Here is a 23,555-nt window from a genome sequence, read left to right as displayed (position 1 = left end):
CGATCACGTGCCGAGATAGGCCAGGACCGCCGCGACCCGCCGGTGGATGTCGGGGCTGTTCTCCAGCCCCAGCTTCATGAAGATCGAGTTGACGTTCTTCTCGACGGCGGAGACCGACAGGTGGAGCGCGCGGGCGATGCCGCCGTTGGACCTGCCGTGGGCCATCCCGCGCAGCACGTCGCGCTCGCGCGGGGTCAGCTCCTCCCCCCGGTCGCCCCGCACGGCGCGGCGGGCCATCAGGGCCTCCACGACCTTGGGGTCGATGACCGAACCGCCGCCGGACACCGCCCGTACCGCGCCGAGCAGCTCCTCCAGGTCTCCGACGCGGTCCTTCAGCAGGTAGGCGAAGCCCTCAGCCCCGTGCTTGAACACTTCGAAGGCGTAGAGCGCGTCGGAGAACTGGGAGAGCACCACGACGCCGGTCGCCGGGTGGTCGGCGCGGATCCGATGGGCCGCGTCGATGCCCTCGAAACCCGGCCGGAACGGGCCGCCCGGCATGCGGATGTCGGTGATGACCACGTCCGGCCGGAGCCTGCGCACGGCGTCCAGCAGCTCCCCGGCGCTGCCCACGGCCCCGGCGACGGCCGCCTCCCCGGACGTCTCCAGCAGCCTCCGGACGCCCTCGCGGACCAGGTAGTGGTCGTCGGCGATGACGACGCGCGGCCGCTTCGGCGTTCCCGGCATCGTCGGCGGAGACTCAGTCATGGACCGGCACCCAGGCTCTCACCGTCGTCCCCTCCCCCTTCGCGCTCGCCACGTCGAGACCGCCGCCGAGCGCGGCCAGCCGGTCGGCGAGGGCCATCAGCCCGCGCCGGGCGACCGCCCCGGGGTCGAAACCCGCTCCGTCGTCGGAGACCGTGACTCCCAGCCGTCCGCCGGACAGCGTCAACCGTACGTCCACGGAGGAGGCCCGCGCGTGCTTGAGCGCGTTGGCGAGCGCCTCGCTCACGGTGAAGTACAGCGCGCCCTCGACCTCGTCGGGAAAGCGTCTCGCCCGCGACTCCGGGTCGGCACGCACTTTCGAGGCCACCGGCAGGCGCGAGCAGCGCTCCTCCAGCGCCTCGGCCAGCCCGCCCTGGCTGAGCACCGACGGGTGGATGCCCGCCGCCAGCTCCCGCAGGTCGTCGAGGGTCTGCCTGGCCTGGTCACGCAGGAGCGTCATCGTCTCGGTGTCCGCCCCGGTGGCCCTGGCCAGCTCCAGTCCGGCGATGAGCGCGACGATCTCCTGCTGCACGCCGTCGTGGATGTTGCGCTCGATCCGCCGCCGCTCGGCCTCCTGCGCGTTGACCAGCCGGGCGGCCAGCCCCGCGCTCTGGATCGCCAGCCCGACCGGTACGGCCAGCGCACGCAGCAGCCGCCGGTCGTCGCGGGTGAGACCGCCGTCCCGGGGCCCGCAGGCGATGCACCCCTGCCCGGCGGGGACGGTCAGCTCCGGCTCGCCCTTCTCCTCACCCGCCACGACCCGGGTGCCGTCGGCGAGCGTGACGGCCGCCCACCGGACGTCCAGGCCGGCCCGCACCGCCTCGGCCAGCCGCCCGAGCAGCTCGCCCGGCTCCGCCTCCTCCAGATCGGGAGCCAGCTCGGAGAGCAGCTCGTCCACCGTGGGCCGCAGGTCGAAGACGAGGAAGAAGCGCGATCCGCGGACGCCCACCCGGATGTCGAGCAGGTTGTGCCGGAAGACGGCCACCCCGATCGCGGCGGGCAGCGCGCTCAGCATGGGCATGAAGGGGATCCAGGCCGCCGCCGGTGACCCCGTGAGGAGGAAGAACGCCGCTATCGGGAACCCGCCGAGGGTGACGGCGAGCGCGGCGGTCATCCAGCCGAGCCGGCGGCGCTCGGGTCCGGAGGCGCGGCGGGTGCGCGCCACGAGCGAGCCCAGCACCACCAGCGCCGTGCCGAAGACGACGAGCTGTCCCAGCCCGGCCAGGCCCGCCATGACCAGCGCGGCGGGCCCGGTGAGGGCGAGCGGGTTGTCGTGTGGCAGGAGGGGGGAGGCGTCGTCGGGGAACAGCAGTACCCCCAGCCAGTGCACGGTGATCGCCGCTCCGGCGATCCAGCCCCCCACGCGCCAGCGTCGCGAGGGAAGCCTTCCGTCCGGGTAGAACAGCGGGACGAAAACCCAGGAGAGCCCATAGAAAGGGGCGAAGACCGAAGCCATCAGGGCGGCGAGAACGAGCAGCGGCACAGGCCATCCCGCGTCCGCGGTGACGAGGAGCCCGGCCCCCAGATTGCCCACGCCCAGGCAGTCCGCGGTGGCCAGGAGCAGCCAGCCGTAGAGGTTGCCCGGCCGCCGGTGGGCGACGAGCCAGCCCAGCGCGGGCAGCGGCAGCGCCAGCACGTTGAACGTCAGCTGGTTGAACGGTGCTCCGCCCGCCAGCACCGTGCCGACCGCGCTGCCGAGGATCGCCACCGCCGCCATGGACGCGGCGAGGACTCGGGACGAGGTCGGGGGAAGCACAGAAGGCAGTGTGGTCCCCCCGGGCGACCTGCGTCTATGAGGTTGACCGCACATCCGCCGGGGGACGGCCGCACCCCGGAAGGCGGCGGCTCGCCGGATACCCCGCCCGCCGCGCTCTTCCTAGCGTGGAGAACCCGGCCGCCACCGCCGAAGTGGCGGTGGACCACGGCCTTTGAAGCAGCCCGTCAAGGAGACCCCGCCGAACAGGCACAAGCCGAGAAGGCCCCGCCGAGCAGACACAGGACGACGAAGGAGATATCCATGAACCTCCGCCCCCGAACGACCGGCGCACCGGCCCTGGCCGCCATCGCCGTGGCCGTTCCCCTGGCCCTCGGCGGAACGCTCCCGGCCGCCGCGGACATCATGAACCCCACCGCGGACACCGCACGGCCCGCCGCCGCACCGGTACGGCAGGCCACCACGGCCGTCGCACCGGTACGGCAGACCGCCGTGGAGGCCGCCCCCACCGCCTCCACGGAGGCCGCTCCCACCCCCACCGCCACCACCGCCCCCGAGATCCCCGATACTCCGGCCGGGCGGCAGCTCCGCTGGTTCCTGGACGCCACCGGGCGAGTGCCGCTCAGCGCAGACGAGATCGGGCAGCACCTGAGCGCCGACTTCCTCAAGCAGGTGACCGCCGACGGCTTCAACCAGTTCCTCAAGGGCCTGGCCGGCATCCGGCTCGACGAACTGACCCGGACCGACCCGGGCTTCCTGGCCGGCACGGCCACCGTCGCCGGGCAGAAGACCGACGTCCAGCTCACCGTGGACGCCTCAGGGAAGATCGACGGCCTGCTGGTGAAGCCGTCGCTCCCGCCCGCCCCCAAGAGCTGGTCCGAGCTCGACGCCAGGCTCCGCGAGCTCGCCCCCCGGACCGGTTTCCTCGCCGCCGAGATCGACCGGCGGGGCCGGTGCGAGACCGTCCACGGCGTCGGCGCGGACACCGCCCGCCCGCTGGGGTCGGTCTTCAAGCTCTACGTGCTGGGAGCGGTGGCGGACCGGATCCACGCGGGCGGGCTCAGCTGGGAGACGAAGCTCACCGTCACGCCCGGGGTGAAGATCCCCGCCGCGGACGGTCTCGGGGCCCGGCCGGACGGCAGCACCGTCACGGTCCACGAGGCGGCCAAGCTGATGATCTCGATCAGCGACAACACCGCCGCCGATCTGCTGCTCAAGACGGTCGGCCGCAAGGCCGTGGAGAAGAAGGTCCGCCAGTGGTCCGGCCACGCCGAGCGGAACCTCCCCCTCATCACCACGCGCGAGCTGTTCCTGTTGAAGGGCGTCGACTACCCCCGGCACGCCCGCGCCTATCTCGCGCGTGACACGCAGGGGCGCCGTGCCTACCTCCGCGACGTCGTCGCCGGCCTGTCCCTGTCGCAGATCAAGGTCTGGGAGAAGCCCCGCGAGCTCGACACCATCGAGTGGTTCGGCTCCCCCCGCGACGTCTGCCGCGCCTACGCCGGGCTGCTCAAGCGGAGCGACAAGCGCCTCAGCGAGGTGCTCTCGGCCAACGACGCCGGGCTCGGCCTCGACCGCGCCACGTGGCCCGAGGTCTGGTACAAGGGCGGCTCCGAGGTCGGGGTCTTCGACATGACGTTCCTCGGGCGCACCGCCAAGGGGAAGGCGTACGTCGTCGCCACGCTGGCGAGCGACACCCGCGCCCCCCTCGACCAGGGCACCGTCGGCCCCGAGACCATCTCCCTCAGCAGAGGCGGCTTCAGCCTGGTCCGCTGATCGATCTGGTCCACTGGCCGGGCCGATCCACTGATCGGGCTGACCCGCTGATCGGGCTGACCCGCTGATCGGGCTGACCCGCTGATCGGGCCGGTCCACTGATCGGGCCGGTCCACTGATCGGGCCGGTCCGCCGAGCCCGCGCACCGGATGCCGCCCGGCCCGGCCGGCCGTACGGCGCCCCGCCGGTATGACCGGCGGGGCGCCGTTGTCCCGGCCGGGACATCACTGGCAGGATCTTCGCCATGCCGACGTTCTCCGCACATGACGGGACCGAACTCGCCTACCACGTGTTCGGGGAAGGCGTGCCGCTGATCTGCCTGCCGGGCGGCCCGATGCAGGACTCCGCCTACCTCGGTGAGCTCGGCGGCCTGTCGGCGCGCCGGCGGTTGATCATGGCGGATCCCCGGGGGACGGGCCGGTCCGCGGTGCCCGCGGACTCCGCCTCCTACCGTTGCGACCGGCTCGTCGACGACGTCGAAGCCCTGCGTGAGCACCTCGGCCTGGACCGGATCGACCTGCTCGGGCACTCGGCCGGCACGAACCTCGCGGTGCTGTACGCGGCCCGGCATCCGGAACGCGTCGGCAGGCTCGTTCTGGTCACCCCGAGCCTCCACGCCGTCGGCATCACGGTCACCGGGGAGTCCAGGCTCAAGGCCGCACGGCTCCATGAGGGCGAATCATGGTTCCCGGCGGCCTACGCCGCCTTCGAGTCGATCGTGGCGGGCAACGCCGCCGACGACGACTGGAAGGCCATCGACCCCTTCTTCTACGGCCGGTGGGACGCGGCGGCGCGGGCCCACCAGGCCGCTCAGGACGACCGCCGGAACGGAGAGGCAGCGGCCGTCTTCGCCTCCGAGGGCGCTTTCGATCCGCCCGCCACCCGCGCGGCACTCGGGGCGTTCGGCGCGCCGGTGCTGCTGCTCGCCGGAGAGGCCGACCCGAACACGCCCCCGGACATCGTGACGGAGTACGCCGGGCTGTTCCCGGACGCCGAGCTCGTCGTCCAGCCGGACGCGGGCCACTTCCCGTGGCTCGACGACGCCGGCCGGTTCGTGGCGACGGTCGCGTCGTTCCTGGCGTGACCTTCCCTCCACCCAGGGCCTCCCGCCCCGAACCTCTCACTCCCGGCCCTCTCGCCCCTCGCCCCGACCCCTTCGTCCCTTGCTCCTCGCCCCGGAGCTCCTCGCCCCGAAGGGCCCCGGCCCGGGTTCCTCGCACGCGGACGACCTTGGAGAACGGACGGCGCCCCGGCCGCCTGGAGCACGTCCCGGCCACGGGGCGGCCTCGGTGAGAATGGGCGGGTGATAGACACCCGGCGGCTCCGGACCCTGCGCGCCGTGGCCGACCACCGTACGGTCACCGCCGCCGCGGCGGCCCTGCACCTGACGCCGTCCGCGGTCTCCCAGCAGCTCGTCGCCCTGGAGCACGAGGTGGGGCACCGGTTGCTGGAGCGCGACGGCCGGGGCGTGCGGCTGACCGCCGTCGGCCGCATCCTGCTCGGCCACACCAACGAGGTGCTCGCCCAGCTGGAGCGCGCCGAGGCCGACATCGCCGCCTACACCACCGGTACGGCGGGCGAGGTGAAGGCGGCCTCCTTCGCCACCGCGATCGGTCTCGTCGTGGCTCCGGCGGTGGGCGCGCTGCGGAGCAAGGAGCCGGGCATCCAGGTCCGCGTCCTCGACGCCGAGGGCGACCAGAGCCTCACCATGGTCCTGGACGGCGCGGTGGACGTCGCCGTGGCCGTCGAGTACCGCGGGGCCCCGGCCGAGGACGACCGCCGGCTGTCGCGCATCCCGCTCTACTCGGAGCCGTTCGACGTGGTGCTGCCCGGCGACCACCGTCTCGCCCACGGATCCGGGGAGTGGGGGGATCCCGGCGAGGCCGGTGCGGCGGGGCGGGAGGTGGCCATGGCCGACCTGGCCGGGGAGACGTGGATCGGCCCCTATCCCGGCAACCCCTGCCACGACGTGATCGCGCTGGCCTGCGAGCACGCCGGGTTCACCCCGGAGTTCGCCCACTCCTCCGACGACTTCGACGCGGTGATCGCCCTGGCGGCGGCCGGGGCGGGCGTGGCGATGGTGCCGCGCCTGGCGTTGCGCACGGCCGACCTGTCCGGCGTGGTGGTCCGCCCGGTCGCGGGCCCGGAGCGCCGGGTCTTCGCCGCGGTACGGCGCGGCGCCGAGCGGCACCCCCTGCTGGTCCCCCTGCTGGACGCCCTCACCGACGCCGCGACGGCCCTGCGCCGGATCCCGCACCGGTGAAAGGACCGGGTCCGGAAGAGCAGGATCCCGCACCGGCGAAAGGGCCGGCTCTGGGAGAGCCGGATCCGGGAGGCCGGGTCCCGTCCGGCCGTTCCCCGGGGGATCGCCCTCGTCTCCCATGGGACCCGTCCGCGCTCCGGCTCAGGAGAGCGAAGTGAGACCGCCGGTTCCGGTCAGGCGGGCAGGGCGCGAAGGAAGTCGCCGAGGATCTCGTTGAAGGCGTCCGGGCGTTCCATGTTGGGGTAGTGCGCGGTGCCGTCGACGGTGGCCTCGCGGCCGTCGGCGACGGTGCGCGCGAGACGGCCGGCCATGCCGATGTGGTCGCTCGAATCGAGGTCGCCGCTGACGGCCAGCACCGGGACGGCGATCTTCGCCGTCCGCGCCCAGGTGTCGGTCACGGGCACCTGCCAGTCGGGCTCGGCGCCGGTGTGCTTGGCGACGGTCCGCATGGTCATCTCCCGCAGCCGTCGTACGACGTCCGGGTCGACGTCGTCGAGGGTGCGGTGCGGACCGGCCGCGAACAGCGTGAATGCCTCGACCCAGCCGCGGACGTCACCGGCGGTCATGGCGCGGGCCTGCTCGGCCTGGACGCTCTCGATCCAGGGGTCGCGGAACTCCGGTTCGCTGGTCCCGGCGCCGCTGACGACCAGGGCGCGCACCAGTTCGGGGTGTTCCAGCGCGGTGTCGACCGCGACGGCCCCGCCCATCGACACCCCGACGAGGACGGCGGGACCGGTGTCGAGACGGCGCAGCAGCGCGGCTAGGTCGTCGGTGTGGCGGAACGGCCCGGCCGCGTTCGAGGACCCGCCGTGGCCGCGGGCGTCCGGTGCGATCACCCGGTGGTTCTTCGCGAGAACCGGAAGCTGGTCATCCCACATGTCGCTGTTCAGGAAGCCGCCGTGCAGCAGCACCACCGGCCGCCCCGCTCCGGCCTCGCGGTAGGAGAGACGGCCCTCGCCGTCCGCGAACGAGAATGTGTCGGAAGTAACGGTCATGACAACCAAGGTGCCATCTTTGCAGTGATATGACAACTAAGGTGTCATCATGGTGTGGTGACCGATACCGAACGCCCTCTCGGGCCCGACGACCTCGCCCACCGGCTCACCGAGGTGTTCGACCTCGTCGGACCCCTGTACCGGCGCGCGCAGCGCAAGGTGGAGGAGGGCGTGCCGATCGAAGGGCTGTCCGTCGGGGTGCGCGCCGTACTGAACCTGCTCCACCGGAACGGGCCCATGACCGTTCCGCAGATGGGCCGCGCGCAGGCGCTGAGCCGGCAGTTCGTACAGCGCATGGTCAACGACGCCGCGGCGCTGCGACTGGTCGAGAGCATCCCGAACCCCGCCCACCAGCGGTCCTCGCTGATCCGGCTGACGGACGACGGCGGGGCCGTCATCACCGCGGTGATGACGCGCGAGTACGCCCTGCTGGGCCAGGTCGGCGGGGGCCTGACCGACGCCGACGTGACGGGCTGCGTGCGGGTCCTCACGGCGATGCTCGCCTACCTCGACAACGTCGACGTGGACTGACCCGCGCGTCACCGCGACCGTACGGGATCGTCCGGGGACGGCGGGACGGGGGCACCGCGGCCGGGGAGACCCTCCGGGCGAGCCGTACGTCCGTACATGCGTACGGCCCGGCCGTGCGTACACACGGCCGGGCCGTACACGGCGCGGAAACATGATGATCCCGCAGGGACGGCGTATACCTCAATACCCGAAACCCACAAAAAGTGAAGTCCCCTAACGGACGGCCAGGGCGACCTCCATCCCCACGCTCTCCCCCTGCTCCATCAGCCCGATCTGGCGCAGGCGGGTCAGCCCCGCGAATTCGCCGATGCTCATCATGCGACCAGTGTGGAACCTCCCCCAGGGGCGGGTTCCAGCCGCACTCGACGGTCTTCTCCCGCGGCCCGGATGGCGACCCGGGCAGGTGTGGCGATGACTCGGCGACCCGCCCATCCCCCGAAAGCGTGGAGCATGATCGCCTGTACGATCATGAATCGTAACAATCTCCCCATCCTTCACAGGCGTTACGGGGTTCTGTGGGGACGGTGTTGCTCAGTGAAAGGAAGGGCATGAACATTCGGACCAAGTTCGCGGCAGTGGCGGGGGCCGCGATGGTTTCCACCTGCCTGGTGGCCGGCGCCACGCCGGCGAGCGCGGCCGGCCCCTGCGGTGGCGGCTACTACCAGATCGACGTGTATAGCATCAGTAACCTCGCGGGCAAGACGGTCGGCCGCACTCATCTCTACTACTCCAGGTCCACCAAGAAGAACTGCGCCGTCACCTACGCCACGCCCGCCAAGCGCGGCTACAAGGCCGTGAAACTCCGCCGCTCGGGCACCTTGAAGTGGACCGTCGACGCGGGGACCTTCAACGAGTACGCGGGCCCGGTCTACGTCTCCGCTCCGGGCAAGTGCATCGACATCGAAGGAAAGATCGGCGGCAACGGCGCCACGTACTACCGCAGGCACTGCGGCTGAGCCGTTCCAGGGCCGGTAAGGAGTACGGATCCTCACCTGACCTGAAGGTTCCGGATCCACAGGACGGCTCCGCGTAGACGGAGGCCGGCGAGGTGGCCGTCGGGGTCTTTTGCCGAAGCACCCCGGCGGCCAGGAGCTCAGGCGCTCTGGCGGGCCTCGGCGTTGCTGGTGCGGATCTGCTGGATGCGCTGCTTGGTCAGGCCGAGCAGCTCGCCGATGTCGGCGTCGGACAACCCGAGGCTCGACAGGTGCTCGACGCGCGCCCTGGCGGTCCGGCTGTAGTCCTCGGCGATCGCGGCGGCCCGGCGCTGCAGCTCGGCGAAGGCGCTGAGATCCTCCCCGGTCAGGCCGGGCAGCGTGTAGTGGAAGACGGGCGCCGGCGGCTCGGCGCGGTCGCCGAACAGGAACGGCAGCCCCTCGGCGACGTCGGCGTGCAGCTCCTTCAGCGAGCGGGCGGACATGCCGCCGGCGACGCCGTCCACGGCGGCGAGCCACAGCGTGCCGTTCTTGGTGACGTGAACGTCAACGCTGTCGTCGGCCATCAGTCCTCCAGCCAGTCGTCACCGAACAGGGCGGCGAGCCCGCGTTCGAGGGCTGCCACGAGTTCGGGTGTCTCACCCGGGTAGAGCGGGACGATCGCGCGCGCCACGACGCGCCCGGCCGGGTCCCACAACAGCAGGAAGCGCTGCCGCCTGCTCGTCTCGGCCCAGTCGCAGCGCAGCCCGTGGATACGCGCGAGGACCACGAGCCGGTCACGGATGGCCGCGTAGTCGTCTCGTTCTACCACACGCGACAGACTATATCCCTTGTTTCACACCGACAATGCCCCTTGTCGCCGCCTTCAGGCATGGCGTGTCGCGTTTCTCGCCGTGCCTCCGTACGGAAGTACGGCGAAGCCCCCGGCGGGGCGCTCCCACGGGGGACGGAGAGCACGGGGCGGCACGGGTGCCGGGGTTCGCGGGGGACGAACCGGGCACCGCGGCGTTCCCGCCGGGGGCGGTCGAAGGGTCCCCGGGCCGCACCGGGAACGGCGCGTCATCTCACCCGGGCGAGCGGGGTGAGGCGGACGCCTTGGAGAACACGTCGTCCTCCGGGGAGGGATCGGCCGGGATCTCGCACCACACCGTCCGGCCGGGTCGTCCGGGATGAGAGTGGAAGCCCCAGCACCCGCCCGAGATCAGATTCACGATCGCCAGTCCCCGGCCGCCCTCCACGAGGGCGGAGATCGGGTCGGCGCGGACGCGGGGATCGCCGACGGCCAGGCCCGCGTCCGCCACCTCGACGCGGAGCCGGTCACCGCGCACCGACAGCCGGAGCAGCAGCGGCGGCTCGGCGGCGTCCCCACCGTGACATCCGCACCGTCCGGGACAGGTGCGGCATCCGGCGACGCCGTGGCGGGCGTGCCGGACGGCGTTGGTCACCAGCTCCGAGACGGCCAGCCGTACGGGTTCGTAGGCGGGGTGGCCGTCCCCGAGCCAGGCGCGCACCTCGGCGCGGGCGCGTGAGGCGGACTCGGGGCCGCCCGGCAGACGTGACTCCCGTAACGTGTCCGGCTTCATTGGCCCGCCTTTCCCGATCCGATCCGGCTGGATTCCCGTTTCCTTCTCGACGTTTCGCGCGAGGTGCCGTCGCGAAATCCGCGCCACGACGGCGCGGCCCTCATACGGTCGCAAAGAAACGCGCGCCGGGAACGACGAACGGCCTCCACCCTTTGTCCACAGACCTGTGAACCCCCTGGCAGGACCGGGAAAGAATGGCGACAATCAGGCCCATCCATCGCCGTTCACCGGGAGGAGCCGGAAATGATTCCCCCTCTGGAGCCCGACCCGTCCATATCCTCGCGCATACAATTCGGGACGGAATTACGCAAATTCCGGCTTACTGCAGGGTTCACCCAGAAGAAGCTCGGCGAAGCGGTCCACCTGTCGGACAGTCAGGTCAGCATGATCGAGAACGGCCACCGGGCGCCGACCCTGGACCTGGCGCAGCGGGTGGACGAGGTCCTGGGGCTCGGGACCGCCCTCACCGGCCTGCTCGATCGGCTGAACCGCGCGGCGGCCCAGTTGCCTCGCTGGTTCCGCCCATGGCTCGACTTCGAACGCGAGGCAGAGGCCCTGCGAATGTGGGAGCCGCTGATGGTCCCCGGCCTTCTCCAGACCGAGGGCTACGCGCGAGCCATCCTCAGCCGCAGCCCCGGCGTCGGCCCCGAGCAGGCAGAGGAAAACGTCACAGCCCGGATGGATCGACAGGCCATTCTTCGACGGCCAACGCCTCCGATGCTCTGGATCGTCTTGGAGGAGAGCGTCCTCCATCGACCTATCGCAGGATCGGAGATCATGAGGGCGCAGTTCGAGCACCTTCTCCACTCGGCGGATAATCCCCATATTTCTCTTCAGATACTTCCCTACCGAGCATGCAGCGTCCTCGGTCTCATGGGTGGTTTCGTCATCGCCGAAATGCCACGGAATGCTCCCTCTGTTGCCTACATCGACTCGCAGAGCACTGAAGACCGAGTAACCGATCGATCAGAAGAGGTGAAAGGTCTAGCATTTAGGTACGAAATGATCCGAACGGACGCCCTGCCACGACACGAGTCACTCTCAATGATCAAGGAGACGGTGCAGAGATGGACCACGTGACCTGCGAACCCTCCAACGTCCGGTGGCGCAAGTCCTCCCTCTCGGGCGACGACGGCAGCAACTGCGTCGAGATCGCCACCCTGGCCGGCGGACGCCGCGCCGTACGCGACAGCAAGGACCGCACCGGCCCCACCCTCACCCTCACCCCAGCCCAGTGGACCGCCTTCGCCGACGCCCTCAGAACCGACGCCCTGGGCTGAACGACGGCCGCGCGGACTCCCCGAATGCGGGGACTGAAAAGCCGGTGGGCCCCGGAAAGCGCGAGGGCCCAGGCCGAGGGCCCTCGCGGTGGGAAGGTCAGGCGGTCACGGGCAGCGCGGTCAGCCGCCAGGTGCCCGGGTCGGGGGCTCGCAGCCCGGCCGGCGGCGCGGCCGACGTCAGGCCGGGGAAGCGGCGCAGCAGGGCGGTGAGCGCGGCCTCGGTCTGCACGCGGGCCAGCGACGCCCCGACGCAGAAGTGCGGCCCGTGGGAGAAGCCCAGGTGGCTCGCCGTACCGGGGGTGCCGGGGACCCGGGTGACGTCGAGCCGGTCCGGGTCGGCGAACACGCGCGGGTCGCGGTTGGCGGCGGCGACCGCGACGGTGACGGGCTCCCCCTTGCCGATCGGCACGCCGTACAGCTCGGTGTCCTCCCGGGCGTGGCGGGGGATCGTCAGCAGCGTCGGGCCGCACCAGCGGATCAGCTCCTCGACGGCGCGCGGCGTGAGCGCCGGGTCCTCGCGCAGCGCGGCGAGCTGCTCCGGATGGTCCAGGAGGGCCGCCACGGCGTTGGTGATGAGGTTGGTCGGCGTCTGACCGGACAGCACGAGCTGCCAGACCAGCATGACCAGCTCGATCTCGCTGAGCCGGTCGCCGTCCTCGTCCCGGACGCGGACGAGGTCGGAGAGCAGGTCGTCGCCGGGCTCCTCGCGCCGCCGCGCCACCGCCGCCTCGGCGCCCCGCATGATGGCCGGGATCGCCGCGGCGAACGCCTGTCCCGCGCCGGAGGCGATGGTCGCGCCGTACTCGCGCCAGCTCGGGCGGTCGGCCTCGGGAATGCCGACCAGCTCGCAGATGACGTCCATCGGCAGCGGGCGGGCGAAGTGCCACAGCAGGTCCACCGAGCCGTCCTCGGCGTGGGCGGGAAGCTCGTCGAGCAGGCCCTCGACGATCCGCTCGATCCGGGGCCGGAACGCGGCGGCGCGGCGCGCGGTGAACGCGGGCGCCACCAGCCGCCGCAGCCGCACGTGCTCCCGCCCCTCCGTCTCACTCATCGTCCGCATGTACGGCAGGCAGTCGGCGGGCACGTCGGGCCGCATGAAGCTGCTCTCGGTGATCTCGAACCGCGGGTCGGCGAGCAGCGCGCGGGCGTCCTCGTGCCGGGTGACGGCCCACATCGGCATGCCGGGGATGAGCAGCCGCGCCAGCGGTGAGCGCTCCCGGGCGTCGCCGTACGCGGTGAAGGGATCGCGGATCACCTCGGGATCGGTGAGATCGATCTCGGGGACGCCGTTCATGTCGGGGCCGGAGTCGGCCATCGCACTCTCCAGTTCAGATTTCTTCAACATTCAGATGATGAAGGTATCCGGATTCGACGCGCACGGCAAGGACGGAGGGGGACGGGGCATGAGGGACGGCTCGCCGGAGCCGGATCCTACGAATCAGCGGTGAAGGGACCGCCGGGGCCGCGGTAGGGCAGGGTGCGGCTGTAGACGATGTTGGTGGTGGTGCTGCCGAACGCCGTCAGCTCGTTGACGACCTGCTCCAGGTGGGGCATGGACGTCGCGGCGACCTTCAGCACGTAGCAGTCCTCGCCCGTGGTGCGCAGGCACTCCAGGATCTCCGGGCGCTCCCCGAACAACCGGCGCAGCGGCTCGTGCCGGTTGCCGGGATACTTCAGGCGCACCACGGCGAGCACCGGGAAGCCCGCCTTCTCCAGATCGACCTCGGCCCGGTAGCCGGTGATGACGCCCATCGACTCCAGCCGCCTGACCCGCTCGGTCGTCGCCGAGGCGCTGAGGCTCACCCGCCGCGCCAGCTCGGTGAGCGGAACCCGGCCGTCCCGCTGGAGCTCGGCGAGGATCGCCCAGTCGGTCTGGTCAAGATTCTCGGCCATTCGCCAAAAATACCGTCACATCCCCGGCGAATCCCCCGTCATGCCGGGAGGACTCCCTTCCGGACGAACCGCCTGGACAACTAGCCTCGAACAGGTGGAAATAGGAGTCAATGTCCCGAATTTCGGGCCGGGCACCGACCCGGACACGCTGCGCCGCTGGGCACGGACGGTGGAAGGGCTGGGCTTCGACCTGCTGATGGTCTCCGACCATGTCGCGGTGACCCCGGATGTCGCCGAGCAGTACCCGGCCCCCTTCTACGAGCCGTTCACCACGCTCTCCTGGCTGGCCGGCGTCACCGACGGGATCCGGCTCGGCACCACGGTGCTGATCGTTCCCTACCGGCACCCGCTGCTCGTCGCCCGGATGGCCGCCAACCTCAACCGGCTCAGCGGGGGACGGCTGGTCCTCGGGGTGGCGGCCGGCTGGGCGCGCCAGGAGTTCGAGGCGCTCGGCGTGCCGTTCGAGCGGCGCGGGAAGCTCACCGACGACCATCTGCGGGCGATCCGCGCCGCCTGGGAGGACGACGACGACTACCGCGCCGGGCACATACCGTTCTGGGTCGGCGGGCACAGCGCCGCCGCGATGCGCCGCGCCGTACGGCTCGGCGACGCCTGGCACCCGCTGCGGTTCACCCTTCCCTGGCTGACCGAGGCGGTGCACCGGCTGAAGGCCGTCGCCGCCGAGGAGGGACGGCCCGCGCCCGCGTTGGTCCCCCGCATGGTCCTCCGGCTCACCGAGGCGCCGGTCACCGGGCCGGACCGGCTCGCCGGCGAGGGGACGATCGACCAGATCACCGAGGACCTGGAGCGGCTGCGCCTGCTCGGCGCCGGGACCGTCGTACTGGACCCGTTCGGCGGCGACCCCGCCGAGACCCTCCACCCCGAGGTGGCATGGCGGGCGCTCGCGGCCGTCGCCGACCTGCGGCGGACGCTCACGACGGAGAACACCATCACACACACGGGAACGGAGTGATCATGACGGGTGACGACGAGCGGCTGCTCCGCAGGGCCGTCGAGCTGGCCGCCGAGGCCAGGGCGGGCGGGAACCCGCCGTTCGGATCGCTGCTGGCGGGGCCGGGCGGCGAGATCCTCGTGGAGGAGCGCAACACGAGCCTCACCGACGCCGACATCACCGCCCACCCCGAGCTGAAGCTGGCCAGGTGGGCGGCCCGGGAGCTGGACCGGGCCGTCGCGGCCGCCACCACCATGTACACCAGCTGCCGGCCGTGCGGCATGTGCGCGGGCGCCATCGAGCGGTCCGGCCTGGGCCGCGTCGTCTACGCGCTCTCCCCCGAGCAGCTCGCGAGCCTCAAGTCACCCGACGCCGTGCCGGTCGTCTTCTCCTTCTCCGAGGAGGGCTCGGCCCTGTTCGACGAGGCCCGCGTCCCGGTGGAGGGCTACTACTGAGGGCTGGGCCTGACCGTCCGGGTCGTCCCCCGGGGAGGTCGACGCCGTGACGGCTTCCGAGCTCCACTGACCGCCGCCGAGCCGGAGCGCCCGGCCGGCGCGCGATCAGAGCAGCCGGCCCGCGGCCTTCAGGTCGTCGAAGATGAGCTGGTCCACCGGGGAGACGCGGTCGCGGTCGGCGTATGACAGCCAGGCGACCTCCTCGATCTCGGCCGCCGCGGCGAGGGTGCCGCGGTAGTCACCGGTGTAGCAGGTCATGCGGACCACCGTCCCCTCCGGGTGGCCATGCGCCTGGGCCTCGTAGACGCCGAGGAGTGCGACGGTCCCGGGGAGGACCGCCACGGTGAGCTCCTCGGTGACCTCGCGGGCCAGGGTCTGCGCGTCGCTCTCCCCGGCCTCACGCTTGCCGCCGGGGAAGTAGTAGGCGTCCTTGCCCCGGGAGCGCGTGCTGAGGACCCTGCCGCCCTCCAGCCTGATCCAGGCCACCTTGTCGATGAGCACCGGCATCGCGGCGTCCCCGTTCCTCGTGGTTTCCGACCTTCGCCAGAGCCTATCCGGAGCGCCTCGCCGTCGACTCCCGAGCAGGCTCCTCACCCCCGACGGGGAAGGCTCCGTTTCCGGACCCCGTCAGACCCACGATCCGATCAGCCGCCGTCGACGATGCGGTGACCCGCCCCCACCGTAACCACGAATGCGGCACCCCCCTCTTGCCCATTTCATCATTTCTCGCTTTTCATCATGGGCAGTAGCAACCATCGGAGAAAGGAGCGCGTCAGGCGACTCGGGCAATGGAGGGCGGGAAACCCATATTTTCTCAGGGATCCCCTATTCAGGCCGCACCGAGCCCATAAGATCCGGGCGTGCCCTCGACATCCCCCCAGAATCAGGATTTCACCGGAGCCGCTCGCCGCCACTACGCGGACGCCGTATATCTGCACGACGACGGCCGGTTGCCCAACGCCGACCATCACTACGGCTTCGCGGTGGAATGCGCACTGAAGAGCGTTCTGCTGACGTTCCTGAACGCGACGCTGGCAGGCAACGGCAAGCCGTCGACGTCCGGGCCTGAAGGCACGAACCAGTACGGGCACCTCCCGGGGTTGTGGGCCGACGTCAGGATCCTCCTTCGAGGACGGTCCGGAAGCGCCCTGATGACCGCGCTCAATGCGGCCGAACCCTTCGGAACCTGGGATGTCACCCACCGTTACCATGGAAACCCGCCACTGAGCGCCACCATAATGAGCGAACGTAAAACAGCGGCCCATCTCATCCTCGCTCTCCATGAGCAGGCGCTCATCAACGGAGTCCTTCAGTGAGTGTTTCTTCCAATATCGTCCGTTTTGATGATGCGCGCCCACCAGCTCTCGAAATCGCCCAGGAGGTGGCGGAAGAGGGCGTCGACTGCGTGGTGGTGCGAGACATTCTCGGACGGCTGTCCCTGGTTCTCGACGACCGGCAGCGGGAATTACCGGCCGACACCGTCACCCGGTGGCGGGAGGAGCTGGCCGGACGCCTCGGGCGATACGCCGCCCCGGAGCCGGTGCTGCTGGCCCGCGAGCTCTTCGCGGCGGAAGCCGTCTTCGGCTCCCCCCATGCGGTCGACGAACCCGGATGGGAGAGCGCTCCGGGTCGAGGGCGCATCCTCGCACTCGACAACACCGTGGTGGGCGAGGACTGGGCCCATGTCACCGTCTCACCGGCCAGGACGTCCGCCACCGGAGCCACGCGCACCGTGCTCTACGGGTTCAAAGGTGGCGTCGGCCGGTCCACGGCCACGTTCATGCTCGGAAAACACCTGGCGGACCGGGGACACTGCGTCCTCGTCGTCGACCTCGACCTGGAATCACCGGGCTCGGGTCCCCTTCTCCTGGGCGAGGACGCCACGCCGCAGTACGGCCTGATCGACCATCTCGTCGAATCCGCCCTGGACAACGCCGAAGGGCTGGACCTGGTGGCACGGGCGTCCGTCCCCAGCCTCGGCAACGGCGAGCTGTGGGTCGCCCCGGCACGGGGGCGGGGGCGGGAAGGCGTCCCGTACGCATACGTCGGCAAGCTCAACCGTGTCTACGCCGACGTTCCGGGTATCGCGCCCTCCACCTTCGCCGACCGACTGGAGGCGGCGGTCGCCGCCTGCGAGTCGGCCGTCGCCGAACGGAGCCGCCGACCCGACATCGTCCTGCTCGACAGCCGGGCCGGCATCCACGACATCGCCGCCATCGCCATCTCGCGGCTGTGCGACCTCGCCCTGCTCTTCGGTTCCGACAGCGGTCAGACGTGGCACGGCTACCGCGACCTGTTCACCGCGTGGCGCGCCTCCGGTCAGGGGGCCGCGATCCGCGAGAAACTACGGATGGTCGCCTCGATGGTTCCGGACGAGCATCGTTCCGACTACCTGGCATCGTTCCGCGAGCATTCCTGGACCTGTTTCTCCGTGCTCTACGACGACCTGACGGCCGACGACCTGACGGGTTTCAATCCGAGCCCCGACGACGTCTCCGCTCCGCACTCTCCCATTCCCATACTCTTCACCCAGGAGCTCGTCGGCCTCGACGGGGCGACGAGCCCGGGGTGGAGCGACCGGAGGTTTGTACAGGCCGCATACGGAGAGTTCCTGGACACCGCCGCCCGTCTCATCGTCGAAGGGGTGTGATGACGATCGCCCTCGATGTGGAGGATCTCCGTACCCTGCTCCATGACGCGCTGCCCGGCGCGCAGGACGCCGACACCATCGAGCCGACGGTGAACACGCTCTTCACTCCGGACAGTCATCGTCTCGCGCTGGATGTGGACGCCACGGTCGTCAAGGGCGGGCGCGGGGTGGGCAAGACGTTCTGGTTCCGCTCGTTGCTCGACGACCGGCTGCGGACGGTGGCGGCCAACGAATACCGCATCGGCCGGCTCACCCGTATGACCGTCCGTTCCGGTTACGGCGCTGACAACGCCCCCCGAAGCTATCCAGGCTCAGCGGAGCTGCGCAGCCTCGTGGACGGTGGTGCGACTCCCCTGGATCTGTGGAACACGGTTCTGCTCGTCGCACTGGGAACACCGGAGATCAGCGAAATGCCCACCTGGAAGGACCGTATCCAATGGGTACGCGACCATCCCGGTGAGCGGGACAGGGCCATCGCCGAAGCCGACCGGCGAGGCAGGGACGCGGGCACAGCGCAGCTGATCCTCTTCGACGCTCTTGAGCACCTCCACCGCGATCGCCGTCAGGCCGACCAACTCGTCGCCGGAATCCTGCAACTCGCCCTGGAAACCCGGCTCAGCACCCGCACCGTCCGCTTCAAGATATTCATTCGGCCGGACATGCTGGACGGGGCGCTGCTCTCCTTCCCCGACGCATCGAAACTCGTCTCCAACGCGGCGAGTCTCAGGTGGTCGCCTCCCAACCTGTACGGGTTGCTCTTCCACCATCTCGGCAATCACCCGTCGCCGCCGGCCGAACGATTCCGCGAAGCTGTACCGGGGTGGACCGAGCCCACGCCCGGCCGCCATCTTCCTCCACCGTCCCTTCTCGGTGACGAGACGCGGCAGGCGGAGCTGTTCGCGGAGATCGCCGGACCGTACATGGGCGCCAACTTCCGCAAGGGGCACACCTACACCTGGCTGCCCAACCATCTGATGGACGGGGCCGAGCAGGTCAGTCCACGCAGTTTTCTCAGTGCCCTGGCCAAGGCGGCGGAGGAGACGACCGCGCAGTACGCCACGCACCGGTACCCCATCCACTACGAGGGCATCCGACGGGGCGTGCAGGCGGCCTCCACCACCCGGGTGGGGGAGATCAGGGAAGACCTGCCCTGGGTGCAGGCCGTCATCGCCCCCCTCGCCGGTCAGCAGGTACCGATCGACGAGAGCACCGTGATCGACCTGTGGACCGAGCACCGTCTCACCGAGGTGTTGCAGCGGCAGGTCACCCGTTTCGTCGAGGACGAGAAGGTCCGGACCGGCCCGCGTTCTCCCGACCGTTATCCGGAGCTCGTTCAGGAGCTCATCGAGTTGGGCGTGATGCGACGCCGCAAGGATGGCCGCATCGACCTCCCGGACGTCTATCGCGTCGCGTTCTCCATCGGCCGCCGGGGCGGGGTGCCACGGGTCAGATCATGACTGCCGGTACTGCCCGGCGGCACCTGAAACGGCGGTGGACTCCGGGCGGCCGTTGACGGGCGGGCGTACGGCGGGTCAGTCGCGGGTGGGTTTGCGCTGCTCCCAGCGGTCCATCATGAGCAGGATCTCGTCGTGGCAGAAGGCGAAGAAGTCGCGCATCTCGGCCATGCCGTGCCCCGGACGGCTGTCGGTGCCGCCGACCGCGGCTATGCCCTCGTCGACGGTGTCGGCGATGAGCTGAAGCCGGTTCATCTTGCTCATCGTCGCCTCCCACCAGCTCTTGCCGCTCAGGAGGTACAGGTCGCGCCGGGAGCCCGGGACCGGCTCCCGGCGGAGGAGATCCATGTCCACGAGGTAGCGCACGGCGCCCGAGATGGCGCCGGAGCTGGCGCCGAGCCGTTCGGCGAGGTCGGCGGCGCTGAGCGCGTCCTCCTCGGCGGTCATCACGGTGAGCAGCACGCGGGCCGCCATCGGCGGGACGCCCATGGCGGCCAGCATCCGGCCCATCCGCTCCACGAACCGGCGTACGGCCTCCTCGTCGCGCATCTCTCCCCCTCCGGTTCTCTCCGGCATTCTCCAGCGTCAAGGACCCGGGCAGGTACTTTCATTTTTCTCTGAAGGCTCTGTACATTCTAAAGTATGAGTAACGTCATCTCGGTGTCCGGCGTCACGAAGCGATTCGGCCGGACCCGCGCGCTGGACGGCCTGGACCTGGAGGTCCGGGCCGGTGAGGTGCACGGCTTCCTCGGCCCGAACGGCGCCGGGAAGTCGACCACGATCCGCGTCCTGCTCGGCCTGCTGCGCGCCGACTCGGGCACGGTCCGCCTGCTGGGCGGCGACCCCTGGAAGGACGCCGTCGAGCTCCACCGCCGTCTGGCCTACGTACCCGGCGACGTCACGCTGTGGCCCAACCTGTCCGGCGGCGAGGTCATCGACCTGCTCGGCCGGCTGCGCGGCGGTCTCGACCGGGCCCGTAAGAAGGAGCTGATCGAGCGGTTCGACCTCGACCCGCGCAAGAAGGGACGGGCCTACTCCAAGGGCAACCGGCAGAAGGTCGCCCTCGTCGCCGCGCTCGCCTCCGACGCGGAGCTGCTGCTGCTGGACGAGCCGACCTCCGGGCTCGACCCGCTGATGGAGGCGGTCTTCACCGACTGCGTCACCGAGGCGCGGGAGCGGGGCCGTACGGTGCTGCTGTCCAGCCACATCCTCGCCGAGGTCGAGAAGCTGTGCGACCGGGTGAGCATCATCCGCGACGGCCGCACCGTCGAGACCGGCACACTGGCCGAGCTGCGCCACTTGACCCGCACGTCGATCACCGCCGAGCTGGCCGCCCCGCCCGACGGGCTGCGCGACGCGCCCGGCGTCCACGACCTGCGGGCCGACGGCGACCGGGTGGCCTTCGAGGTCGACAACGACCGGCTGGACGACGCGCTGCGGCGGCTGTCGGCCGTCGGCGTGCGCTCGCTCACCAGCCGGCCCCCGACCCTGGAGGAGCTGTTCCTGCGCCACTACCGGGACGAGCGCGCCGGTACGGCGAGCGGGGACGCCCGTACGGCCGACGGCGGCGCCCGGCGGGCGGACGGGGACGCCCAGGCGGGCGGAGACTCCCGGCAGCCGGACGGAGACGCCCGGACGATGAGCGGAGACGCGCGATGACCGGCGCCGGCTCGCTCGCCCGGCTCGTGCTGCGCCGGGACCGGCTGATCATGCCGCTGTGGGTGCTGGTGCTCGCCGTGCTGCCGATCACCCAGACCACCGGCATCGCCGAGCTCTACCCCACCGAGCAGGGGCTGCGGCGGTTCGCCGCCTCCTTCGGAGCCAACCCGGCGCTGGAGGCGCTCTACGGCCCGGTCACGCACTGGAACGCCGCTGCGATGGGCGTGTGGCGGGCGGGGTTCACCCCCGTGTTGCTGGCCCTGGCGAGCCTGCTCACCGTGATCCGGCACACCCGGGTGGAGGAGGAGACCGGCCGCCGCGAGCTGATCGGCTCGACCGTGGTCGGCAGGAACGCGGGGCTCACCGCGGCCCTGGCCGTGACCGTGGCGGCGAACCTGGCGGTGGCGCTGATCCTCGTGGTCTCCTTCGCCGGGCAGGGGTACGGCCTGGCCGGCGCGTCGGCCCTCGGCCTGGGCTACGCCGTGGTGGGCACGGTGGTCGCCGCCGTGGGCGCGGTCGCCGCACAGCTCACCGAGAGCGCGGGCGGGGCCAGGGCGATCGCGCTCTCGGCACTCGGCGGCGCGTACCTGCTGCGGATGGCGGGCGACTCGACCGGCGCCTCGTGGCTGTCCTGGCTGTCGCCGATCGCCTGGGGGCAGCGGATGCGTCCCTTCGCCGGCGAGGTCTGGTGGCCGGCGGTCCTGGCGGTCGCGGTGGCCGCGCTGCTGTCGGCCGTCGCCTACGCCCTGGCCGGGCGCAGGGACGTCGCGGTGGGCGTACTGCCGCCGCGCCTCGGCCCGGCGGAGGCCGCCCCCGGATTCGGGTCGCCGCTCGCGCTGGCCTGGCGGCTGCACCGGGGGGCGCTGCTCGGCTGGAGCGTGGGCTTCGCCCTCTTCGGCGCGGTGGTCGGCGGGGCGGCGGAGGGCGCCGCCGACGCGATGGCCGGGAACGCGCAGCTGATGGAGATGATGGCCAGGCTGGGCGGCGGGTCGAACGTCTCAGACGTCTTCATCGCGAGCGTGGTGAGCATCTTCGGCATCGCGGTGTCGGGCTACGCCGTGCAGGCGGCGCTGCGGTCACGCGGGGAGGAGACCCTCGGCCGCGCCGAGCCGGTACTGAGCGGCGCGGTGAGCAGGATCGGCTGGATGGCGAGCCACCTGGTGTTCGCGCTGCTCGGCCCGGCCGTGGTGCTGGCGGTCATGGGGCTCGCGGTCGGCGCCGCCTACGGGGCGAGCAGCGGCGACCTCGCCGGGCAGCTGCCCAGGGTGACGGGCGCTGCGCTCTCCCAGCTCCCGGCGGTGTGGGCGCTGGCCGCGCTCGCGGCGGCGCTGTCCGGCCTGCTGCCGCGCCTGACCGCGCTGGCATGGGCGGCCCTCGCGCTGTTCCTGCTGCTCGGCCAGGTCGGCGCGCTGCTGAACCTGCCGCCCGCGGCGCTGGACCTCTCGCCGTTCAGCCACCTGCCCAAGCTCCCCGGCGGGGAGGTGACGGCGACGCCGCTGCTCGCGCTGACCGCGATCGCCGCCGCACTCGTGGCCGCCGGCCTCTACGGCTTCCGTCACCGCGACGTCGGCTGACGCCGTCCGGGGCCGGGCGGGTCCCGCCGTACGGTCCGCGAGGCGTACCGCGGGGCACGCGGGCCGCGCGGAAGGGGTTCACCGGCGGGCGGAAAGGATCCACCGGCAGGCGGAAGGGGCTCGCCGGCGGGCGGAAGGGGTTTCGGCAGGTGGGAGGCGGTGAGGAACGAGGGAGGAGCCGTCCGTCCCCGGTGGGGGCCCGCGAGGGGGCGGACCGGCTCCGCCGGGGATGAGCGCCGCGCACGGGGGCAGGGTCCTTCCAGGCATCCGCCCGCACCGCAGAAGTCCGGGCACCCGCCCGCACCGCCGAGGTCCGGGCGGCCGGTCCGCACCGCCGGGGTACGGGCGCCCGTCCGCACCAGCGAGGTCCGGACGGCCGTCCGCACCGCCGGAGTACGGGCACCCGCCCGCACCGCCGTGGTACGGGCGCCCGTCCGCACCGCCGAAGGAGGACCGCATGGCCGACACCGCCATCATCGACGTCGACGGCACCCTGGTCGACACCAACTACCAGCACGCGCTCGCGTGGTACCGGGCCTTCATCCGCTATGACGTGGTGTTGCCGGTGTGGCGCATCCACCGGCACATCGGCATGGGAGGCGACCAGATCGTGGCCGCCCTCGCCGGGGACGAGGTCGAGCGGGAGCACGGCGACGCGCTGCGGGAGGCGTGGACCGAGGAGTTCGACAAGATGATCGACGAGGTGCGGCCCTTCGAGGGCGCGACCGAGCTGCTGGCCGAGCTGGGCCGGCGCGGGTTCGCCGTGGTCCTGGCCTCCTCCGGCAAGCCGCAGCACGTGGAGCGCTTCCTCGACCTCATCGACGGCCGCGAGCACTGCAAGGCGTGGACCACTTCCGAGGACGTCGAGAAGACCAAGCCCGCGCCCGACCTGATGAAGGTGGCGCTCGCCAAGGCCGAGGGCGCGTCCGGTGTGGCGGTCGGCGACTCCACCTGGGACTTCCTCGCCGCGGGCAAGCTGGACCTGCCCGGCGTCGCGGTCCGCACCGGCGGGTTCTCACCCGAGGAGCTGCGCGAGGCCGGCGCCGCCCACGTCTTCGAGTCGATCCCCGACCTGATCGAGGGGCTCGACCGGACGCCGTTCCGGAAGGCCACCTGACGACTCCGGCCCCCGCCCGGAGGCG

25 protein-coding genes are annotated in these 23,555 nt (G+C 71.6%); 15 read left to right on the top strand and 10 right to left on the bottom strand.

Features of this window, described 5'->3' with window-relative positions:
* Positions 1-3: 3 nt before the first annotated feature.
* Together ACZ6W9_RS24375 and ACZ6W9_RS24370 are read right to left on the bottom strand one after the other, a co-directional pair.
* Positions 4-705 (bottom strand): response regulator transcription factor, encoded by a 702-nt coding sequence (locus ACZ6W9_RS24375; protein ID WP_389957691.1) that lies wholly within the window; start codon positions 703-705, stop codon positions 4-6.
* Positions 698-2,458: a sensor histidine kinase gene (locus ACZ6W9_RS24370; RefSeq protein WP_470119773.1), complete on the bottom strand. Its 1,761-nt coding sequence runs from the start codon at positions 2,456-2,458 to the stop codon at positions 698-700. The genes ACZ6W9_RS24375 and ACZ6W9_RS24370 overlap by 8 nt, the downstream gene beginning before the upstream one ends.
* A gap of 261 nt (positions 2,459-2,719) precedes the next feature.
* Here ACZ6W9_RS24370 and ACZ6W9_RS24365 point away from each other — a divergent pair, with 261 nt between their 5' ends.
* The 3 genes from ACZ6W9_RS24365 to ACZ6W9_RS24355 all read left to right on the top strand — a co-directional run bounded on the left by ACZ6W9_RS24365 (position 2,720) and on the right by ACZ6W9_RS24355 (position 6,455).
* A complete protein-coding gene (locus ACZ6W9_RS24365; protein ID WP_389957697.1) occupies positions 2,720-4,192 on the top strand; it encodes a serine hydrolase in 1,473 nt (490 codons plus the stop codon).
* A 244-nt stretch (positions 4,193-4,436) separates the two neighbouring features.
* Entirely contained in the window at positions 4,437-5,276 is an 840-nt protein-coding gene (locus ACZ6W9_RS24360) for an alpha/beta fold hydrolase (protein ID WP_389957700.1), read from the top strand.
* Positions 5,277-5,495: 219 nt separating this feature from the next.
* A complete protein-coding gene (locus ACZ6W9_RS24355; protein ID WP_389957703.1) occupies positions 5,496-6,455 on the top strand; it encodes a LysR family transcriptional regulator in 960 nt (319 codons plus the stop codon).
* Positions 6,456-6,628: 173 nt separating this feature from the next.
* Here the strand turns inward: ACZ6W9_RS24355 and ACZ6W9_RS24350 are convergent, their stop codons facing one another.
* Complete coding sequence (locus ACZ6W9_RS24350) at positions 6,629-7,450, bottom strand: alpha/beta fold hydrolase (RefSeq protein ID WP_389957706.1); 822 nt, start codon at positions 7,448-7,450, stop codon at positions 6,629-6,631.
* Positions 7,451-7,507: 57 nt separating this feature from the next.
* On the opposite strand from ACZ6W9_RS24350, the gene ACZ6W9_RS24345 reads away from it, so the two are divergent.
* Positions 7,508-7,981 carry a MarR family winged helix-turn-helix transcriptional regulator gene (locus tag ACZ6W9_RS24345; protein WP_389957709.1) on the top strand — a complete coding sequence of 158 codons (474 nt, stop codon included), beginning with the start codon at positions 7,508-7,510 and terminating at the stop codon, positions 7,979-7,981.
* Between the two features lie 548 nt (positions 7,982-8,529).
* Positions 8,530-8,937, top strand: a complete 408-nt coding sequence (locus ACZ6W9_RS24340) for a spore-associated protein A (protein WP_389957712.1) — start codon at positions 8,530-8,532, stop codon at positions 8,935-8,937.
* Positions 8,938-9,074: 137 nt separating this feature from the next.
* Here ACZ6W9_RS24340 and ACZ6W9_RS24335 read toward each other — a convergent pair whose 3' ends face one another.
* From ACZ6W9_RS24335 to ACZ6W9_RS24325, 3 genes are all read right to left on the bottom strand, one after another.
* Positions 9,075-9,479: a hypothetical protein gene (locus ACZ6W9_RS24335; RefSeq protein WP_189246205.1), complete on the bottom strand. Its 405-nt coding sequence runs from the start codon at positions 9,477-9,479 to the stop codon at positions 9,075-9,077.
* Positions 9,479-9,724 carry a hypothetical protein gene (locus tag ACZ6W9_RS24330; protein ID WP_389957715.1) on the bottom strand — a complete coding sequence of 82 codons (246 nt, stop codon included), beginning with the start codon at positions 9,722-9,724 and terminating at the stop codon, positions 9,479-9,481. Before ACZ6W9_RS24330 ends, ACZ6W9_RS24335 begins: the two co-directional genes overlap by 1 nt.
* 253 nt (positions 9,725-9,977) lie before the next feature.
* Positions 9,978-10,496: an ATP-binding protein gene (locus ACZ6W9_RS24325; protein ID WP_389957718.1), complete on the bottom strand. Its 519-nt coding sequence runs from the start codon at positions 10,494-10,496 to the stop codon at positions 9,978-9,980.
* Positions 10,497-10,739: 243 nt separating this feature from the next.
* Between ACZ6W9_RS24325 and ACZ6W9_RS24320 the strand changes: the two genes are divergently transcribed.
* Together ACZ6W9_RS24320 and ACZ6W9_RS24315 are read left to right on the top strand one after the other, a co-directional pair.
* A complete protein-coding gene (locus ACZ6W9_RS24320; RefSeq protein ID WP_470119768.1) occupies positions 10,740-11,576 on the top strand; it encodes a helix-turn-helix domain-containing protein in 837 nt (278 codons plus the stop codon).
* Positions 11,564-11,776, top strand: coding sequence for a DUF397 domain-containing protein (locus ACZ6W9_RS24315; protein ID WP_389957724.1), 213 nt, complete (start codon positions 11,564-11,566; stop codon positions 11,774-11,776). Before ACZ6W9_RS24320 ends, ACZ6W9_RS24315 begins: the two co-directional genes overlap by 13 nt.
* 97 nt (positions 11,777-11,873) lie before the next feature.
* Here the strand turns inward: ACZ6W9_RS24315 and ACZ6W9_RS24310 are convergent, their stop codons facing one another.
* Together ACZ6W9_RS24310 and ACZ6W9_RS24305 are read right to left on the bottom strand one after the other, a co-directional pair.
* A complete protein-coding gene (locus ACZ6W9_RS24310; RefSeq protein ID WP_470119766.1) occupies positions 11,874-13,121 on the bottom strand; it encodes a cytochrome P450 family protein in 1,248 nt (415 codons plus the stop codon).
* A gap of 86 nt (positions 13,122-13,207) precedes the next feature.
* Entirely contained in the window at positions 13,208-13,669 is a 462-nt protein-coding gene (locus ACZ6W9_RS24305; RefSeq protein WP_389957730.1) for an Lrp/AsnC family transcriptional regulator, read from the bottom strand.
* Between the two features lie 94 nt (positions 13,670-13,763).
* Between ACZ6W9_RS24305 and ACZ6W9_RS24300 the strand changes: the two genes are divergently transcribed.
* Together ACZ6W9_RS24300 and ACZ6W9_RS24295 are read left to right on the top strand one after the other, a co-directional pair.
* Positions 13,764-14,642, top strand: a complete 879-nt coding sequence (locus tag ACZ6W9_RS24300; protein WP_389957733.1) for an LLM class flavin-dependent oxidoreductase — start codon at positions 13,764-13,766, stop codon at positions 14,640-14,642.
* Positions 14,643-14,644: 2 nt separating this feature from the next.
* Positions 14,645-15,076 (top strand): nucleoside deaminase, encoded by a 432-nt coding sequence (locus ACZ6W9_RS24295; protein WP_470119764.1) that lies wholly within the window; start codon positions 14,645-14,647, stop codon positions 15,074-15,076.
* A gap of 105 nt (positions 15,077-15,181) precedes the next feature.
* On the opposite strand, the gene ACZ6W9_RS24290 is transcribed toward ACZ6W9_RS24295, so the two are convergent.
* Positions 15,182-15,583, bottom strand: coding sequence for an NUDIX hydrolase (locus ACZ6W9_RS24290; RefSeq protein WP_389957738.1), 402 nt, complete (start codon positions 15,581-15,583; stop codon positions 15,182-15,184).
* Between the two features lie 353 nt (positions 15,584-15,936).
* Here ACZ6W9_RS24290 and ACZ6W9_RS24285 point away from each other — a divergent pair, with 353 nt between their 5' ends.
* The 3 genes from ACZ6W9_RS24285 (at position 15,937) to ACZ6W9_RS24275 (ending at position 19,183) form a co-directional block, all read left to right on the top strand.
* Complete coding sequence (locus tag ACZ6W9_RS24285) at positions 15,937-16,392, top strand: hypothetical protein (protein WP_470119762.1); 456 nt, start codon at positions 15,937-15,939, stop codon at positions 16,390-16,392.
* Between the two features lie 65 nt (positions 16,393-16,457).
* The gene (locus tag ACZ6W9_RS24280) at positions 16,458-17,726 is read left to right on the top strand and encodes a KGGVGR-motif variant AAA ATPase (protein ID WP_470119760.1); all 1,269 of its coding nucleotides are present in this window, start codon (positions 16,458-16,460) and stop codon (positions 17,724-17,726) included.
* On the top strand, positions 17,726-19,183 hold the full coding sequence (locus tag ACZ6W9_RS24275) for a hypothetical protein (protein ID WP_389957746.1): 1,458 nt from the start codon (positions 17,726-17,728) through the stop codon (positions 19,181-19,183). The genes ACZ6W9_RS24280 and ACZ6W9_RS24275 overlap by 1 nt, the downstream gene beginning before the upstream one ends.
* A gap of 75 nt (positions 19,184-19,258) precedes the next feature.
* Here the strand turns inward: ACZ6W9_RS24275 and ACZ6W9_RS24270 are convergent, their stop codons facing one another.
* Positions 19,259-19,729 (bottom strand): GbsR/MarR family transcriptional regulator, encoded by a 471-nt coding sequence (locus tag ACZ6W9_RS24270; protein WP_389957749.1) that lies wholly within the window; start codon positions 19,727-19,729, stop codon positions 19,259-19,261.
* Between the two features lie 93 nt (positions 19,730-19,822).
* On the opposite strand from ACZ6W9_RS24270, the gene ACZ6W9_RS24265 reads away from it, so the two are divergent.
* From ACZ6W9_RS24265 to ACZ6W9_RS24255, 3 genes are all read left to right on the top strand, one after another.
* Complete coding sequence (locus ACZ6W9_RS24265; RefSeq protein ID WP_389957752.1) at positions 19,823-20,839, top strand: ABC transporter ATP-binding protein; 1,017 nt, start codon at positions 19,823-19,825, stop codon at positions 20,837-20,839.
* Positions 20,836-22,413 (top strand): ABC transporter permease, encoded by a 1,578-nt coding sequence (locus ACZ6W9_RS24260; RefSeq protein ID WP_470119757.1) that lies wholly within the window; start codon positions 20,836-20,838, stop codon positions 22,411-22,413. The genes ACZ6W9_RS24265 and ACZ6W9_RS24260 overlap by 4 nt, the downstream gene beginning before the upstream one ends.
* A 457-nt stretch (positions 22,414-22,870) precedes the next feature.
* Positions 22,871-23,530 carry an HAD family hydrolase gene (locus tag ACZ6W9_RS24255; protein WP_389957757.1) on the top strand — a complete coding sequence of 220 codons (660 nt, stop codon included), beginning with the start codon at positions 22,871-22,873 and terminating at the stop codon, positions 23,528-23,530.
* Positions 23,531-23,555 lie beyond the last annotated feature (25 nt).

This window comes from Streptosporangium sp. NPDC053982 (genome assembly GCF_055585205.1).
Note: the sequence above shows the minus strand (reverse complement) of the source record. Positions and strands in the feature narration are given on the sequence as shown.

Coding starts and splice junctions, on each gene's coding strand:
- ACZ6W9_RS24375 (WP_389957691.1), bottom strand. CDS start 705: ATGACTGAGTCTCCGCCGACGATGCCGGGAACGCCGAAGCGGCCGCGC.
- ACZ6W9_RS24365 (WP_389957697.1), top strand. CDS start 2,720: ATGAACCTCCGCCCCCGAACGACCGGCGCACCGGCCCTGGCCGCCATC.
- ACZ6W9_RS24360 (WP_389957700.1), top strand. CDS start 4,437: ATGCCGACGTTCTCCGCACATGACGGGACCGAACTCGCCTACCACGTG.
- ACZ6W9_RS24350 (WP_389957706.1), bottom strand. CDS start 7,450: ATGACCGTTACTTCCGACACATTCTCGTTCGCGGACGGCGAGGGCCGT.
- ACZ6W9_RS24340 (WP_389957712.1), top strand. CDS start 8,530: ATGAACATTCGGACCAAGTTCGCGGCAGTGGCGGGGGCCGCGATGGTT.
- ACZ6W9_RS24335 (WP_189246205.1), bottom strand. CDS start 9,479: ATGGCCGACGACAGCGTTGACGTTCACGTCACCAAGAACGGCACGCTG.
- ACZ6W9_RS24325 (WP_389957718.1), bottom strand. CDS start 10,496: ATGAAGCCGGACACGTTACGGGAGTCACGTCTGCCGGGCGGCCCCGAG.
- ACZ6W9_RS24320 (WP_470119768.1), top strand. CDS start 10,740: ATGATTCCCCCTCTGGAGCCCGACCCGTCCATATCCTCGCGCATACAA.
- ACZ6W9_RS24315 (WP_389957724.1), top strand. CDS start 11,564: ATGGACCACGTGACCTGCGAACCCTCCAACGTCCGGTGGCGCAAGTCC.
- ACZ6W9_RS24310 (WP_470119766.1), bottom strand. CDS start 13,121: ATGTTGAAGAAATCTGAACTGGAGAGTGCGATGGCCGACTCCGGCCCC.
- ACZ6W9_RS24305 (WP_389957730.1), bottom strand. CDS start 13,669: ATGGCCGAGAATCTTGACCAGACCGACTGGGCGATCCTCGCCGAGCTC.
- ACZ6W9_RS24295 (WP_470119764.1), top strand. CDS start 14,645: ATGACGGGTGACGACGAGCGGCTGCTCCGCAGGGCCGTCGAGCTGGCC.
- ACZ6W9_RS24290 (WP_389957738.1), bottom strand. CDS start 15,583: ATGCCGGTGCTCATCGACAAGGTGGCCTGGATCAGGCTGGAGGGCGGC.
- ACZ6W9_RS24275 (WP_389957746.1), top strand. CDS start 17,726: ATGACGATCGCCCTCGATGTGGAGGATCTCCGTACCCTGCTCCATGAC.
- ACZ6W9_RS24270 (WP_389957749.1), bottom strand. CDS start 19,729: ATGCGCGACGAGGAGGCCGTACGCCGGTTCGTGGAGCGGATGGGCCGG.
- ACZ6W9_RS24265 (WP_389957752.1), top strand. CDS start 19,823: ATGAGTAACGTCATCTCGGTGTCCGGCGTCACGAAGCGATTCGGCCGG.
- ACZ6W9_RS24260 (WP_470119757.1), top strand. CDS start 20,836: ATGACCGGCGCCGGCTCGCTCGCCCGGCTCGTGCTGCGCCGGGACCGG.
- ACZ6W9_RS24255 (WP_389957757.1), top strand. CDS start 22,871: ATGGCCGACACCGCCATCATCGACGTCGACGGCACCCTGGTCGACACC.